The following is a 13,848-nucleotide window of genomic DNA, read 5'->3' as shown; positions in this document are numbered from 1 at the left end:
GGGAGACCTCGGGGCCCGCGTTCGTGTGCGTCGCGCCTGCGTGCTGCCTGCCGGCGGTGGGGTGGACGCCGGCAGGCGTCCACCCCACCGTGGTCAGGAGTCGCCGCCTGCCGAGCCGGAGGTGCCGGCACGCACGTCGTGGATCTGGTACTTCTCGATGGCCTGGGCCGGGGCGTCCGCGGCGACCTCGCCACGACGGGCGAGCATCTGCAGCACCCGCACCGCCGTCGACGGGCCGTCGATCTTGAAGTGGCGACGTGCCGCGGCACGCGTGTCGGAGAAGCCGAAGCCGTCCGCGCCGAGGGTGGCGTACTCGCCGGGGATCCACTGGCGCACCTGGTCGACGACCAGGTGGTCGTAGTCGCTCGTCGCGACGAACGGGCCCGCGGCGTCCTTGAGCTTCTCCGTGAGGTAGGCCGTGCGGACCGGCTCGCCCGGGTGCAGGAAGTTGTGCTGCTCGGCCGCGAGGCCGTCACGTCGCAGCTCGCTCCAGCTCGTGACCGACCAGACGTCGGCCTGCACGCCCCAGTCGTTGGCGAGCAGCTCCTTGGCCTCCAGCGCCCACGGCACGCCGACCCCGGAGGACAGGATCTGCGCGCGCGGACCCTCACCCTCGGCGACCGCGATGCGGTGGATACCGCGCAGGATGCCCTCGACGTCCACGTCCTCCGGCTCGGCCGGCTGCACCATCGGCTCGTTGTAGACCGTCAGGTAGTACATGACGTTCGGGTCGCGCCCGTCGTCGCCGTACATCCGCTGCAGGCCGTCGCGCACGATGTGCCGGATCTCGTACCCGTAGGCCGGGTCGTAGTGGATCACGGCCGAGTTGGTGCCGGCGAGCAGCGGCGAGTGCCCGTCCGCGTGCTGCAGGCCCTCCCCGGTCAGCGTGGTGCGGCCAGCCGTGGCGCCGATGATGAACCCGCGGGTCATCTGGTCGCCTGCGGCCCAGAACTGGTCACCGGTCCGCTGGAAGCCGAACATCGAGTAGAAGATGTAGACCGGCACGAGGACCTCGCCGTGCGTGGCGTAGGACGTGCCCACGGCCTGGAACGCCGCGGCGGACCCTGCCTCGTTGATGCCGGTGTGCATGATCTGCCCGGCCTCGGACTCCTTGTAGCTGAGCATCAGCTCGCGGTCCACGGCGAGGTAGTTCTGCCCGAGGGTGTTGAAGATCTTGGCCGTCGGGAAGATCGAGTCCAGCCCGAAGGTACGGGCCTCGTCGGGGATGATCGGCACGATCCGGTTGCCGAAGCCCTTGTCCTTGATGATGTCCTTGAGCAGCCGGACGAAGGCCATCGTCGTGGCGATCTCCTGGTGGCCGGAGCCCTTGCCCAGGATCTCGTAGACCTTGTCGTCCGGCAGGGTCACCGGAGCGTAGGTCTGCCGCCGCTCGGGGACGAACCCGCCGAGCGCCTTGCGCCGCTCGAGCATGTACGTGACCTCGGGAGCGTCGGCCCCGGGGTGGTAGTACGGCGGGGCGTAGGGGTTCGCCTCGAGCTCCTCGTCGCTGATCGGGATGTGCAGCGTGTCGCGCAGCGCCTTGAGGTCGTCGAGCTTGAGCTTCTTCATCTGGTGCGTGGCGTTGCGGCCCGCGAAGCCCGACCCCAGCCCGTAGCCCTTGATGGTGTGCGCGAGGATGACCGTCGGCTGCCCGGTGTGGGCCATGGCGGCGGCGTACGCGGCGTAGACCTTGCGGTAGTCGTGCCCACCGCGCTTGAGCGCCCAGATCTCGTCGTCGGTCATCTTCTCGACGAGCTGCTTGGTGCGCGGGTCGCGACCGAAGAAGTGCTCGCGGACGAAGGCGCCATCGTTGGCCTTGAAGGTCTGGAAGTCGCCGTCGGGCGTGGTGTTCATGAGGTTGACCAGTGCGCGGTCCTTGTCCGCGTTGAGCAGGACGTCCCACTCGCGGCCCCAGATCACCTTGATGACGTTCCAGCCGGCGCCACGGAACTGCGCCTCGAGCTCCTGGACGATCTTGCCGTTGCCGCGCACCGGGCCGTCGAGGCGCTGCAGGTTGCAGTTGACCACGAAGGTGAGGTTGTCGAGCTGCTGCTGGCTCGCGAGCTGGAGCATCCCGCGGCTCTCGGGCTCGTCCATCTCGCCGTCGCCGAGGAAGGCCCACACGGCCTGCTGGCTGGTGTCCTTGACCCCGCGGTTGTGCAGGTAGCGGTTGGTCCACGCCTGGTAGATCGCCGAGGCGGGGCCGAGGCCCATCGAGACCGTGGGGAACTCCCACAGGTCGGGCATCAGACGCGGGTGCGGGTAGGAGGAGAGTCCGCCACCGGGGGCCGAGACCTCCTGGCGGAACCCGTCGAGCTGCTCGGCGCTCAGGCGTCCCTCGACGAACGCGCGGGAGTAGATGCCGGGAGCGGCGTGCCCCTGGAAGAAGACCTGGTCACCGCCGCCCGGGTGGTCCTTCCCGCGGAAGAAGTGGTTGAGGCCGACCTCGTAGAGGGTCGCGACCGAGGCGTAGGACGAGATGTGCCCGCCGACGCCGATCTCCGGTCGCTGGGCGCGGGTGACCATGACGGCCGCGTTCCAACGGATGAGACGGCGGTAGGCGCGTTCCATCACCTCGTCGCCCGGGAAGTACGGCTCCTCGTGCACACCGATCGTGTTGACGTACGGGGTGTTCATCGAGGTCGGGACCGCGACGTTCTTCTCCCGCGCCCGCTTGAGCAGGCTCAGCAGCACATACCTGGCCCGCGGACCTCCGCGGTCGTCGACGAGTCCGTCGAAGGACTCGAGCCACTCACCCGTCTCGTCCGGATCGATGTCCGGAACCTGGCTGAGCAGTCCGTTGATCAGCGGACCGGTCGTCTCGCTCGCAGCCACCAGCACCCTCACTTCTTCTCCGCGTCGTCGCGGGCCGGTCGCCCTCGACGCCCAGCACCAGGAGCACGGTCGCGTGCGCTCCCCGGTGGTCGTCGGACCATCATCCGACCTTTGGGGTGCCCGTGTCACACCGAGACCCCTGTGAGCACGGCCGAAGGTCCCCCGCAACCCCGCCGCGGGGGCCCGCAGAGCACGGCGGTCGCGTCCGCCGCGCCCCGAGGCGACGTCCGGTACGCGGCGGCGGCCGGTGCCGGGCACGTCACAGGGGGAGCACGATCACGACGCGCGGGCGTGTGGCGCTTGCCAGCGCAGTGGAGGATGCTGTGGGCTTACCTCGAACACGGGCGTTCCCGGGTTCGAGCAGCACATCGACAGCAGACGACCGGCCCGGAGCCAGGACGGCAGCGGGTACGGACCGTACGAGAGGACTGACCGACCAGTGGGATCGACCGCGGGGGCCGACGCGCACGGCGCGACCGGAATGGCACGACTCGGATTCGCCCCGGGACACGTCGTCCAGGAGTTCGGCTACGGAGACGACGTCGACGCCGAGATCCGGGCGGGCATCGAGGAGGTCGTCGGGGCTCCCCTCGAGGACGAGGACTACGACGACGTCATCGACGGCGTGGTGCTCTGGTGGCGGTCGGACGACGGAGACGTCACCGATCTGACCGACGCGCTCGTCGACGCCCGTGCGGCCCTCGACGACGGTGGGCTGATCTGGTTGCTGACGCCGAAGGCCGGGCGGCCGGGCAATGTCGCGCACGGCGAGATCGAGGAAGCCGCGACCACGGCCGGGCTGCATGCCACGAGCACGCTCGCCCTCGCGGCCGACTGGTCCGGGACGCGACTCGGCACTCGCTCGCGTGGCCGCTGAGCCCGTCGCGCCCGCAGTGCTCGCTGGGCACGCAGTGACGGCGAGCGCGCCTCTGCGGGTCGGTGACCTGGCCCCTGACCTCACGCTCCCGGACGCCCACGGGACCCCGGTCACGCTCAGCGACCTGCGCGGGGGAGCGGTGGCTGTGGTGTTCGTCCCGTTCGCGTTCTCCGGCCTGTGCACGAGCGAGCTCTGCGAGCTGCGCGACGCGATCGAGGACTTCGAGGCCGTGGGGGTCCGTCTCCTGGTCGTGGCGTGCGACGCGATGTTCACGCTGCGGGCCTGGGGCGAGCAGGAGGGCTTCGGCTTCGACCTGCTCTCGGACTTCTGGCCGCACGGCGCGGCCGCGCGCGCCTTCGGCGTGTTCGACGAGGCGGCGGGGATCGCCCTGCGCGGGTCGTTCCTCATCGACGCGGACGGGATCGTCCGGTGGAGCGTGGTCAACGCTCGAGGCAAGGCCCGCGACCTCGGCGAGTACCGCGCAGCCCTCGCTGCGCTGTGACCCGCTGCCGGTAGGCTGCGGGCCGTCGGGCCTGTAGCTCAGTTGGTCAGAGCGCCGCGTTTACACCGCGGAGGTCGTCGGTTCGAGACCGGCCGGGCCCACCCTGGACACGCTCGGACGGGTACGGTCGTGGCGTGACCAGCCCGACCCTCGCCGATGTCGTCGCCGTCCTCGATACCTGGTACCCGCCGTCGACCGCGGAGGACTGGGACGCCCCCGGGACCGTCTGCGGTGACCCCACGGCTCCCGTGCGCAAGGTGCTGCTCGCGGTCGACGTCACCGCCGCCGTGGTCGACGAGGCGCTCGACTGGGGAGCGGACCTGCTCGTCGCCCACCACCCGCTGTACCTGCGCCCCGTGCACTCGGTCGCCGGGACGACCTACAAGGGTGCGCTGGTGCACCGGCTGATCCGGGGCGGCTGCGCGCTGCACGCCGCCCACACGAACGCCGACGCTGCCGCCGGGGGAGTAGCGGACGCGCTGGCGACGGCGATCGGCCTCGTCGACCTCGTCCCGCTCGTGCCGATCGACCCCACGACGGGCACCGGGCGGATCGGGCGCCTCCCCGAGCCGCTCACCCTCGAGCAGTTCGCCCGTCAGGTCGCAGCGGCCGTGCCTCCGACGGAGCACGGCGTACGCGTGGCGGGAGCACGTGACGGCAGGGTGCGCACGGTCGCGGTCGTCGGCGGATCGGGGGACTCCCTGTTCGACGACGTGCGTGCAGCGGGCGTCGACGCCTACGTCACCGCCGACCTGCGGCACCACCCCGCCTCCGAGCTGCGGGAACGGGCGGCGTTCGAGGCGGGGAGCTCGGACGACTCCGTCGGCACCCCGTACCTGGTGGACGTCGCGCACTCGGCGAGCGAGTGGCTCTGGCTGCCCGCGGCGGCGCAGGCGCTGGAGACCGAGATGGCCGAGCGCTTCGGGGGCACTAGGTTGGACACCCGGGTGAGCACGTTGCGGACCGATCCGTGGACCTTCCGCCTCGACTCCCCACCCCGACCGGCGTCGGTACCCGCGACTCCGGCCACCGACCCCTCCGGAGGACGCCCGTGACCACCGCTCCCGTGGCCGACCAGCTGCGCCTGCTCGACGTCCAGGCGCTGGACACGCGGCTCCAGCAGCTCGAGCACCAGCGCAAGACCCTCCCGGGGCACGCTCGGGTGGCCGAGGTCGCCGTCCAGCTCGCCGACGTCGACAGGGCCCTGGTGGAGTCCAAGACCGCCGTCGGCGACCTGCGTCGTGAGCTGGCCAAGGCGGAGGGCGACGTCGAGCAGGTGCGCACGCGGGCCGCGCGCGACCAGGCCCGGCTGGACTCCGGCGCGGCGAGCGTCAAGGACGTGCAGGCACTCTCGGCGGAGCTCGAGGCCTTGGCTCGTCGCACGGCCGCCCTCGAGGAGATCGAGCTCGACGTCATGGTGCGCCTCGAGGCGCACGAGAGCGCCCTCGCGGAGGTCACCACGGCGCACGAGGCGATGCTCGAGGCCCAGCGGGAGGCCGCGGCCCAGCTCGCCGAGGGTCTCGCCCAGATCGACGCCGAGGTCGAGACGGTCCGCGCCGAGCGGGCCACCCGAGCCGCGGGCATCGACGCCGGTCTCGTCACGCTCTACGAGAAGCTCCGCGGCCAGCTCGGCGGGCTCGCGGTCGCCCGGTTGCGGGGGAGGACCTGCGAGGGGTGTCGGCTCGAGCTCAACCCGGGCGACGTCGCGCAGATCACGGCAGCAGCCCCCGAGCAGGTCGTCCGGTGCGAGGAGTGCGGCCGGATCCTGGTCCGCGCCGCCGCGCAGTGACCGCTGGGTCCGCCCCGGCGGCCCGTGCTCCGCGCCCCAGCGGTGCGGCGCTGCGGTTCGACGCCGCCGCCCCGCTGACCGTCGTGCTCGTCCGTCACGGGGAGACCCCGGCGACGATCTCGCGCACCTTCTCGGGGTCGGGGACACCCGGCCCCGGGCTCGCGCCTGCCGGACGTGTTCAGGCCGCCCAGGCTGCCGACCTGGTCTTCCGCGTCGGCCGGCAGCGGTGGCCGGACCTTCCCCACCCGTCGTCCCTCCTCGCCTCCCCGATGGTGCGCACCCAGGAGACGGCGAGGGCCGTGGGACGCCGGCTCGGGCTGCCGGTGCAGACGGACGAGCGGTTCGCCGAGTGCCACTTCGGTGACTGGGAGGGCAGGACCTCGAGCCAGATCGACGAGACGGAACCCGAGGCGCTGCGACGCTGGAGCGCCGATCCGCGCCTCCCGGCTCCCGGTGGCGAGGCCCTGGTGGCGGTCGGTGATCGCGTCGCGGCGGGTCTGGAGGACCAGCTCGCCGCCGGGACGGACCGCACCGTCGTGATCGTCTCGCACGCGATGGCGATCCGGGCGGGCGTCGGTCATGCGCTCCGGCTCGCCCCGGAGCTGTGGGGCAGCCTGCGGATCCTCCCCGCCTCGCTCACGGTCCTGCGGCTGTGGCCGGACGGCGGCCGCGAGCTGGTGACCCTCTCGATGCCGTCCGACCGCTGAGCCCCTGGGCCGGCGGTCAGGAGCAGGTGGTGGCCGGGCTCAGCGCTCGGCCGGGCGGGTGACGAGCGAGAGGACGCGGCGACCGTGGGGGCCGCTCAGCTCGACGCCGACGACACCGGTCACCTCGGCCGCGGCGCTCGCGAGGTCCTCGGCCGTGCGCGGGGGCGACGACTCCCTCGACAGCAGGTGCCCGACGAGCAGGCCGCGGGTGAACTTCGCCTCGTGCGAGACCACCGTGAGCCGGTCGCCGTCGTCCCGCAGGACCCGGACCGCGACGTGGTCCCAGTCCGTGCCCGCGGGACGCCAGGCCGCGAGGTAGTCCGACGACCGGGCATCGACCACGAGCGGGCCGTTGGCGGTGACGTGGGGCAGCGCCATCTCTTCGGCCAGTGGGCCGCGCCAGTACCGGGCCAGCGGGCCGACCCCGGGAAGGGCCGTCCCCATGGAGAGCCGGTAGGCGGGGATCCGGTCCTGCGGCGCGACCAGCCCCCACAGTGCGGAAACGGTCCGCACCGTGCGCTGGGCGCGACGCAGGGCCGTGCCCGACAGGTCGTCGAGACCGGCCGCCGCATAGAGCACCCCGGAGTACACGCGCCGGGCCGGTGCGCTCGGCGCCGAGCGCAGGCGGGTGTTGCGCCGGACCTCGTCGGCGAGAGACGGCCCGACTCCCAGGAGGGCGGGGGCCTCCGCGCCGGCGCAGACCTCGACGAGGGCGTCGAGCACCCCGCGCCGGGTCTCGCTCAGACCGGGGTGGCTGAGGCCGTCCAGGTCGACAGGACGGCCACGGAGAGGGCTCGTCTTGCCCTCGGAGGGTGGGAGCAGAACGAGCACCCGAGGACTCTACGTCGGGACGGGCTAGGCTTGCTCCCGGATGAGTCGGCCAGGCGGTCGCGTCGAGGGAGACCTCGCCGAGGAACGTCCGGGCTCCGCAGAGCACGGTGGTGGGTAACGCCCACCCGGGGTGACCCGCGGGACAGTGCCACAGAGAAGAGACCGCCTCGGCTGCCTCGGCAGTCGCGGTAAGGGTGAAACGGTGGTGTAAGAGACCACCAGCGTGCCGGGTGACCGGTGCGGCTAGGTAAACCCCACCTGGAGCAAGGCCAGACAGGGAGCGTTCGAGGGCTGCTCGCCCGAGCTCCCGGGTAGGCCGCTGGAGGCGTGCGGCAACGTACGTCGTAGAGGGATGGCCGCCACTCGGGCCCGGGCAACCGGACCCGAGGACAGAACCCGGCGTATCGGCCGACTCATCCGCCCTCTCGCCAGGACCGCACGAGGGCGAGCTGGCGCGCATGGTGCTCGGACTGCTCCGGGTCGGACAGGCGCGCGTCCGGGGCGTCGGCCGGGGTCTCGTCCGCTCCGCCGGCCGCCCGCTCGAGCCGGTCGAGGTAGGCGCGATCGGCCGCCAACCGCCTGCGGATCCCGGTCTCGTCCGCGACGCTCCCGTGGCCCGGGACCAGGACCCTCGCCCCGACGCCTGCGAGCAGGTCGAGGCTCTCGCGGTACGCGGAGATCGGGTCGGGTGCCTCGTCGCTCGGCTCCGCGAGCAGCGGCACCTCGACGTCGGAGAGCATGTCGCCCGACAGGAGGACCGCAGGGCCGGGCAGCCACAGCGCCGCGCTGCCGCGGCAGTGCCCCGCGTAGGGCAGGAGGAGGGCGCGTGGGCCGTCCCAGGGGAGGGCCTCCGCCTCGAGCCCCGTCAGGACACCGGTCCAGCGGTGGTCGTGGCCCGGAGCGACCTCGTCGGCCTCCGCGCACAGCTCACGGTTCCGCGCCCGTGCCTCGGCGGCGGCCTCGGCGGTCGCGAACCGGGGCAGCCCCGCCCAGGCTGCCGGCCACAGCACGTGGTCCCAGTGCGGATGGGTGCTGAACCCCGCCACGGGGGTCCAGCCGTGCGCGGCGACCTCGTCGACGATCCGGGCGAGATCGGCCGGCCAGATGTTCGGGTCGACGACCACGCAGCTGCCGTCGTCAGCGACGAGGAGGGTCGTCAGCGAGGACCAGGGCTGCGCGGGGATCGTCCACACGCCCGGCGCAACCGCCTCCAGGACGCAGGGGTGCTCCGGAACGGGGACCGAGGCGGCCTCCGCCGGCACGGAGCTCGTCCCGTGGGAAGCACCAGGCTCGGGGCTCGCGGCGATGGCCGTACCGGCGTCGAGGTCCACCGCCCAGAGCCGGTCGGGGGAACCGGGGGTCACCAGGTCGTTGCGCTTGCGCTCGGCCTCGTCGTGCAGGTGCCGGGCGCTCGGCTGGAAGATCGTGATGAGCTCGCCCAGCGCACCGCTCCCGCCCCCGGCCCGTCGGCGCCGGCGCCGCCTCGTCCCCTCGTGCGGGGCGCGGTGGGCCATCGCGCGGTCGACAGCGATCAGGAGGAGCACCACCGCAGCGACCCACAGTGCGACGCGCATGGTGACCGTCCTGGAGCCGGGTCGGCCGGTCAGTCCGCGGCGGTCGCCGAGCGCGCCGCGAGTGCCGCGGCCCCGACGATGCCCGCGGCGTTGAACAGGGAGGCAGGGACGATCGGGGCGCGCAGGTCGAGCAGGGGCAGGAACTTCTCGTGCTTCTTGCTCACCCCGCCGCCCACGACGATGAGGTCGGGGGAGAACAGCCCCTCCACGACGGAGAAGTACCGCTGGAGCCGCTCCGCCCACTCCTTCCAGCTGAGATCCTCGCGCTCGCGTGCGCTGTCGGCCGCCCGGGACTCCGCGTCGTGACCGTCGATCTCCAGGTGCCCGAGCTCGGTGTTCGGCACCAGGGTCCCGTCGACCACGAGGCAGGAGCCGATCCCGGTGCCGAGGGTGACCACCAGGACGACGCCCTCCTGACCCCGCGCAGCGCCGTACAGGGCCTCGGCGAAACCGGCGGCGTCCGCGTCGTTCACCGCGTGCACCCGGCGGCCGGTGGCCTTGGCGATGACCTTCTCGACGTTGGTCCCGATCCACGAGTCGTCGACGTTCGCCGCGCTCAGGGCGACGCCGTGCTGGATGATCGCGGGGAACGTCACCCCGACGGGCATCTCGTGGGGGAGGTCGAAGGAGTCGATCAGCTCGGCGACGGCTGCGGCCACGGCCTTCGGCGTCGCCGGCTTCGGGGTGGGGATCCGTACGCGGTCGGCGCTGAACTCGCCGACCACCAGGTCGACGGGGGCTCCCTTGATCCCGCTGCCCCCGATGTCGATGCCGAACGCTCCGGCGATGGTGTTGTGCGGCTCGGTGGTCAGGCTCATGGCAGGGTCAGGATCTCCGCTCCGGTCTCGGTCACGACGAGGGTGTGCTCGAACTGGGCGCTGCGCTTGCGGTCGGCCGTGACGACGGTCCAGCCGTCGTCCCACTGCTCCCAGTCGGGGGTGCCGAGATTGATCATCGGCTCGATGGTGAAGACCATCCCCTGCTCGATCTGGGTCGTGTGGAAGGGGGAGTCGTAGTGCGGCACCACGAGGCCGGAGTGGAAGGACTCGCCCACCCCGTGCCCCGTGAAGTCCGTGACGACCCCGTAGCCGAAGCGATGGGCGTACTTCTCGATCACCCGGCCGATGACGTTGATCTGCCGTCCCGGGGCGACGGCGGAGATCCCGCGCATCATCGCCTCCTTGGTCCGCTCGACGAGCAGCCGCGACTCCTCGTCGACGTCCCCTGCCAGGAAGGTGGCGTTGGTGTCGCCGTGGACACCGTTCAGGTAGGCCGTCACGTCGATGTTCACGATGTCGCCGTCCGCCACGACGGTGGAGTCCGGCACCCCGTGGCAGATGACCTCGTTGATCGAGGTGCACAGGGACTTGAGGAAGGGCACCTGCCGCGGGTGCGGCTGGTAGCGCAGCGTCGAGGGGTAGGCACCGTGGTCGCACAGGAACTCGTGACCGATGCGGTCGAGCTCGTCGGTGGTGACACCGGGGACGACGTGCCGACCGACCTCCTCGAGCGCCTGGGCGGCGATCCTGGAGGCGACCCGGATCCGCTCGAGCGTGTCGGCGTCCTTGACCTCGGAGCCGGTGAACGGCAGCTCACGGTCCTTGCCCACGTACTCGGGCCGTTCGACATGGGGTGGGACGGTGCGCACGGGGCTCACCGTCCCAGGGACGAGGGTGCCGAGCGGCGCGTGGGCGGTGGCCATGGTGGCAGTCTACGGAGGACGAGGAGTGCCCGTGACGGAGGAGTGGCCATGAGCGACGAGGACGGCGAGTACTGGTTCAACCTCACGACCCATGAGGTGGAGCGCGGTCGGGTGAGCAGCTGGGAGCACCGCCTGGGCCCGTACCCGACCCGTGAGGCGGCGGAGCGGGCGCTCCAGGAGGCCAAGGAGCGCACGGAAGCCTGGGACGAGGCCGACGAGAAGTGGAAGCGGGACTGATCGTCCCTCAGTCCGGCACAGGTCGCCGCGCGGCAGGGCTCGCAGAACGGCCTCGACCGCCACGGCTCACTCGGTGAAGGTGTGCTCGGCCGCGGGGAAGGCCCCCGACCGCACCTCGGCGTTGTACTCGGCAGCGGCCTGGGCGAGCAGCGTGCGCATCTCGGCGTAGCGCTTGGCGAACCGGGGAGTCCAGTCGCCCAGACCGGCCATGTCCGACCACACGAGCACCTGACCGTCGCACTCGACGCCCGCGCCGATACCGATCGTCGGGATCGTCAGGACCTCGGTGACCTGGGCGGCGACCGGCGCCGGCACCATCTCCAGGACGACGGCGAAGGCGCCGGCCTCCTGCAGGGCGAGAGCGTCCGCCGAGAGGCGCTCGGCCGCGCCCTCGCCGCGCCCCTGGACGCGCTTGCCGCCGAGCATGTTCTCCGACTGGGGGGTGAAGCCCAGGTGCGCCATCACCGGGATGCCGGACTCCGTCAGCAGCTGGACGTGCGGGGCGACGCGACGGCCACCCTCGAACTTCACGGCGTTCGCCCCGGCTTCCTTGAGCATCCGCACCGCGGTCGCATGCGCCTGCTCGGGTGAGGCCTCGTACGAGCCGAAGGGGAGGTCGGCGACGACCAGGGCCCGGCGGACCGCGCCCGTGACGGCACGCGTGTGGTGGATCATCTCGTCGACGGTGATCGGCAAGGTGTCGCGGTGCCCGTAGAAGGCGTTGGCCATCGAGTCGCCGACGAGCAGTACGTCGGTGCCCGCCTCGTCGAAGATCTGCGCCGTGGGGGCGTCGTAGGCGGTGAGCATCGTGATGCGCTCGCCCCGCTCCTTCGCCTCCCGCAGGTGGTGCACGCGGACGCGTCGCGGGGCTGGGGTCTCGGTCATGTGTCCTCCGGGTCGTCGACACGGTCGTGCGCAGCGGCCGCGGGAGTGGTGGGTGCGGGGACCGGCTCGCGCCAGGCGTTCGTGATCGGCAGGCGGCGGTCCCGCCCGAAGGCGAGCGCGGTGACCTTCGGTCCGACCGGGTACTGCCGTCGCTTCCATTCTGCGCGATCGACGAGGGAAAGGACCCGGTCCACGACACGGGCGTCGAAACCCCGGTCGAGCAGCTCGGCGCGCCCCTCGGCATGCTCGACGTAGGCGTCAAGCACCTCGTCCAGCAGGTGGTAGGGCGGGAGCGAGTCGGTGTCGAGCTGACCGGGGCGGAGCTCGGCCGACGGCGGCTTGGTGATCGAGCTCTCCGGGATCGGCGGGATGCGGCCGGCGTCGAGGGCCGCGCGGTTGCGCCACCGGGCCAGGGCCCAGACCCGCGACTTGTCCACGTCCTTGATCGGTCCGTAGCCGCCGACGGCATCGCCGTAGATCGTCGAGTACCCCACCGCGAGCTCGGTCTTGTTGCCCGTGGCCAGCACCAGATGGCCCTCGGCGTTCGAGATCGCCATGAGGATCACCCCGCGCATCCGCGCCTGGAGGTTCTCCGCCGCGACGCCGTCGAGGGCGAGCTGGGCCTCGAACGCGTCGACGAGCGGGGCGATCGGCTGCACCCGGTAGTCGGCACCGAGCCTGCGCGCGAGGTCGGCGGCGTCGTCCCGCGAGTGGTCGGAGGAGTGCGTCGAGGGCATCGACACGCCGACGACGTTCGGGCCGCCGAGCGCGTCGGCGGCGATCGCGGCCACCAGCGCGGAGTCGATCCCTCCCGACATGCCGAGGACGACGGACGTGAAGCCGTTCTTCGTCGCGTAGCCGCGCAGACCGGTGACGAGTGCCGAGTAGACCTCGGCGTCCGCCTCGAGGGGAGGGGCGAGCTCTCCCCTGACGATCGGTGACCCCTCGTCGGGCAGCTCCCACAGGAGCAGGTGCTCGACGAACTGCGGGGCCGAGGCGAGCAGCAGGCCGTCGGTCCCCATCACGAACGAACCACCGTCGAAGACGAGGTCGTCCTGACCGCCGACGAGGTTGACGTAGACGACCGGGGCGCCGACCTCCTTCGCCCGCCGTGCGGCGAGCTCGGTGCGCACGTGTCCCTTGCCCTCCTCGTACGGCGAGCCGTTGAGGACGAGGAGCACGTCGACGTCGGCGGCGTCCATCTGACTGACGGGACCGCCGTCCTGCCAGATGTCCTCGCAGATCACCACGCCCGCTCGTCGTCCGGCGACGTCGATCACGCAGGTGGACTCCCCGGGCGAGAAGATCCGGAACTCGTCGAAGACGCCGTAGTTCGGCAGGTGGTGCTTGTCGTAGGTGGCGACGACCTGCCCGCGGTGCACCGTCACGGCGCGATTGGTCGCCCGACCGCCGGGCGATCGACCCAGGGTGCCGAGCACGACCACCAGCTCACCGAGCCCGCGCCCCAGCAGGTCCTCGGCGAGCCTGTGCAGGGAACGGTCGGCCGCCCGCGCGAAGGAGTCGCGCAGGGCGAGGTCCTCGATGGGGTAGCCGGTGAGCGTCATCTCCGGCAGGACCACCACATCGGCCCCGGCCTCGGCGGCCCGCGTGCACCACTCCAGGACCTGCGTCGTGTTCCGGTCCAGGTCGCCCACGCGGGCGTCGATCTGGGCCAGAGCGATCGTCATCGGCATGGCTCAACCCTATCCGCGCGACCATCGCCCTCGGTGCGGCAGGATGGGGCCATGGACAGGCAGCAGGACTTCGTACTCCGCACCGTCGAGGAACGAGACATCCGCTTCATCCGTCTGTGGTTCACGGATGTGCTGGGGATGCTGAAATCGGTGGCCGTGGCCCCGGCAGAGCTCGAGTCGGCGTTCCGCGAGGGCATCGGCTTCGACGGGAGCGC

At 72.1% G+C, this 13,848-nt stretch carries 14 protein-coding genes, 1 tRNA gene and 1 other RNA gene; 9 read left to right on the top strand and 7 right to left on the bottom strand.

Going from position 1 to position 13,848, the window contains the following annotated elements; genetic code table 11:
• Positions 1 to 93: 93 nt before the first annotated feature.
• Complete coding sequence (gene aceE, locus ABWK99_RS06425; RefSeq protein WP_372593873.1) at positions 94 to 2,835, bottom strand: pyruvate dehydrogenase (acetyl-transferring), homodimeric type; 2,742 nt, start codon at positions 2,833 to 2,835, stop codon at positions 94 to 96.
• Between the two features lie 481 nt (positions 2,836 to 3,316).
• On the opposite strand from aceE, the gene ABWK99_RS06420 reads away from it, so the two are divergent.
• The 6 genes from ABWK99_RS06420 (at position 3,317) to ABWK99_RS06395 (ending at position 6,710) form a co-directional block, all read left to right on the top strand.
• Positions 3,317 to 3,712 (top strand): DUF3052 domain-containing protein, encoded by a 396-nt coding sequence (locus tag ABWK99_RS06420; protein ID WP_372593872.1) that lies wholly within the window; start codon positions 3,317 to 3,319, stop codon positions 3,710 to 3,712.
• Between the two features lie 34 nt (positions 3,713 to 3,746).
• On the top strand, positions 3,747 to 4,214 hold the full coding sequence (locus ABWK99_RS06415; protein WP_372593875.1) for a peroxiredoxin: 468 nt from the start codon (positions 3,747 to 3,749) through the stop codon (positions 4,212 to 4,214).
• A gap of 27 nt (positions 4,215 to 4,241) precedes the next feature.
• Positions 4,242 to 4,315: transfer RNA gene (locus ABWK99_RS06410), tRNA-Val, on the top strand.
• A 33-nt stretch (positions 4,316 to 4,348) separates the two neighbouring features.
• Entirely contained in the window at positions 4,349 to 5,269 is a 921-nt protein-coding gene (locus ABWK99_RS06405) for a Nif3-like dinuclear metal center hexameric protein (RefSeq protein WP_372593871.1), read from the top strand.
• Positions 5,266 to 6,003, top strand: coding sequence for a zinc ribbon domain-containing protein (locus tag ABWK99_RS06400; protein WP_372593870.1), 738 nt, complete (start codon positions 5,266 to 5,268; stop codon positions 6,001 to 6,003). Before ABWK99_RS06405 ends, ABWK99_RS06400 begins: the two co-directional genes overlap by 4 nt.
• The gene (locus ABWK99_RS06395; protein ID WP_372593869.1) at positions 6,000 to 6,710 is read left to right on the top strand and encodes a histidine phosphatase family protein; all 711 of its coding nucleotides are present in this window, start codon (positions 6,000 to 6,002) and stop codon (positions 6,708 to 6,710) included. Before ABWK99_RS06400 ends, ABWK99_RS06395 begins: the two co-directional genes overlap by 4 nt.
• A 39-nt stretch (positions 6,711 to 6,749) precedes the next feature.
• Here ABWK99_RS06395 and ABWK99_RS06390 read toward each other — a convergent pair whose 3' ends face one another.
• Positions 6,750 to 7,541 carry a YaaA family protein gene (locus tag ABWK99_RS06390; RefSeq protein ID WP_372593868.1) on the bottom strand — a complete coding sequence of 264 codons (792 nt, stop codon included), beginning with the start codon at positions 7,539 to 7,541 and terminating at the stop codon, positions 6,750 to 6,752.
• 41 nt (positions 7,542 to 7,582) lie between these two features.
• Between ABWK99_RS06390 and rnpB the strand changes: the two genes are divergently transcribed.
• An RNA gene (gene rnpB / locus ABWK99_RS06385) (RNase P RNA component class A) lies at positions 7,583 to 7,961 on the top strand.
• On the opposite strand, the gene ABWK99_RS06380 is transcribed toward rnpB, so the two are convergent.
• From ABWK99_RS06380 to map, 3 genes are read right to left on the bottom strand one after another with little or no spacing between them, the layout of a single operon-like run.
• On the bottom strand, positions 7,955 to 9,115 hold the full coding sequence (locus tag ABWK99_RS06380; RefSeq protein WP_372593867.1) for an MBL fold metallo-hydrolase: 1,161 nt from the start codon (positions 9,113 to 9,115) through the stop codon (positions 7,955 to 7,957). The two genes, rnpB and ABWK99_RS06380, sit on opposite strands and share 7 nt — an antisense overlap.
• A gap of 29 nt (positions 9,116 to 9,144) precedes the next feature.
• The gene (gene ppgK, locus ABWK99_RS06375; protein ID WP_372593866.1) at positions 9,145 to 9,933 is read right to left on the bottom strand and encodes a polyphosphate--glucose phosphotransferase; all 789 of its coding nucleotides are present in this window, start codon (positions 9,931 to 9,933) and stop codon (positions 9,145 to 9,147) included.
• Positions 9,930 to 10,817 carry a type I methionyl aminopeptidase gene (gene map, locus ABWK99_RS06370; protein ID WP_372593865.1) on the bottom strand — a complete coding sequence of 296 codons (888 nt, stop codon included), beginning with the start codon at positions 10,815 to 10,817 and terminating at the stop codon, positions 9,930 to 9,932. Before map ends, ppgK begins: the two co-directional genes overlap by 4 nt.
• A 48-nt stretch (positions 10,818 to 10,865) precedes the next feature.
• On the opposite strand from map, the gene ABWK99_RS06365 reads away from it, so the two are divergent.
• Complete coding sequence (locus ABWK99_RS06365) at positions 10,866 to 11,054, top strand: SPOR domain-containing protein (protein ID WP_372593864.1); 189 nt, start codon at positions 10,866 to 10,868, stop codon at positions 11,052 to 11,054.
• Between the two features lie 66 nt (positions 11,055 to 11,120).
• Here the strand turns inward: ABWK99_RS06365 and panB are convergent, their stop codons facing one another.
• Complete coding sequence (panB, locus tag ABWK99_RS06360; RefSeq protein WP_372593863.1) at positions 11,121 to 11,939, bottom strand: 3-methyl-2-oxobutanoate hydroxymethyltransferase; 819 nt, start codon at positions 11,937 to 11,939, stop codon at positions 11,121 to 11,123.
• Positions 11,936 to 13,633 carry an NAD+ synthase gene (locus ABWK99_RS06355; RefSeq protein WP_372593862.1) on the bottom strand — a complete coding sequence of 566 codons (1,698 nt, stop codon included), beginning with the start codon at positions 13,631 to 13,633 and terminating at the stop codon, positions 11,936 to 11,938. Before ABWK99_RS06355 ends, panB begins: the two co-directional genes overlap by 4 nt.
• A 51-nt stretch (positions 13,634 to 13,684) precedes the next feature.
• Here ABWK99_RS06355 and ABWK99_RS06350 point away from each other — a divergent pair.
• Positions 13,685 to 13,848: glutamine synthetase beta-grasp domain-containing protein (locus tag ABWK99_RS06350; RefSeq protein ID WP_372593874.1), on the top strand; the 164-nt coding region annotated here is incomplete at its 3' end.

Origin of the sequence: Actinotalea sp. (assembly GCF_041597215.1) — a bacterium.
In the GTDB taxonomy this organism is placed as follows: domain Bacteria; phylum Actinomycetota; class Actinomycetes; order Actinomycetales; family Cellulomonadaceae; genus Actinotalea.
This window is presented reverse-complemented; position numbering and strand designations above follow the sequence as displayed.

Bases quoted from the DNA above. Each gene is read 5' to 3' on its own strand.
- ppgK (WP_372593866.1), bottom strand. From the start codon at position 9,933: ATGAGCCTGACCACCGAGCCGCACAACACCATCGCCGGAGCGTTCGGC.
- ABWK99_RS06420 (WP_372593872.1), top strand. From the start codon at position 3,317: ATGGCACGACTCGGATTCGCCCCGGGACACGTCGTCCAGGAGTTCGGC.
- ABWK99_RS06365 (WP_372593864.1), top strand. From the start codon at position 10,866: ATGAGCGACGAGGACGGCGAGTACTGGTTCAACCTCACGACCCATGAG.
- ABWK99_RS06380 (WP_372593867.1), bottom strand. From the start codon at position 9,115: ATGCGCGTCGCACTGTGGGTCGCTGCGGTGGTGCTCCTCCTGATCGCT.
- ABWK99_RS06355 (WP_372593862.1), bottom strand. From the start codon at position 13,633: ATGCCGATGACGATCGCTCTGGCCCAGATCGACGCCCGCGTGGGCGAC.
- panB (WP_372593863.1), bottom strand. From the start codon at position 11,939: ATGACCGAGACCCCAGCCCCGCGACGCGTCCGCGTGCACCACCTGCGG.
- map (WP_372593865.1), bottom strand. From the start codon at position 10,817: ATGGCCACCGCCCACGCGCCGCTCGGCACCCTCGTCCCTGGGACGGTG.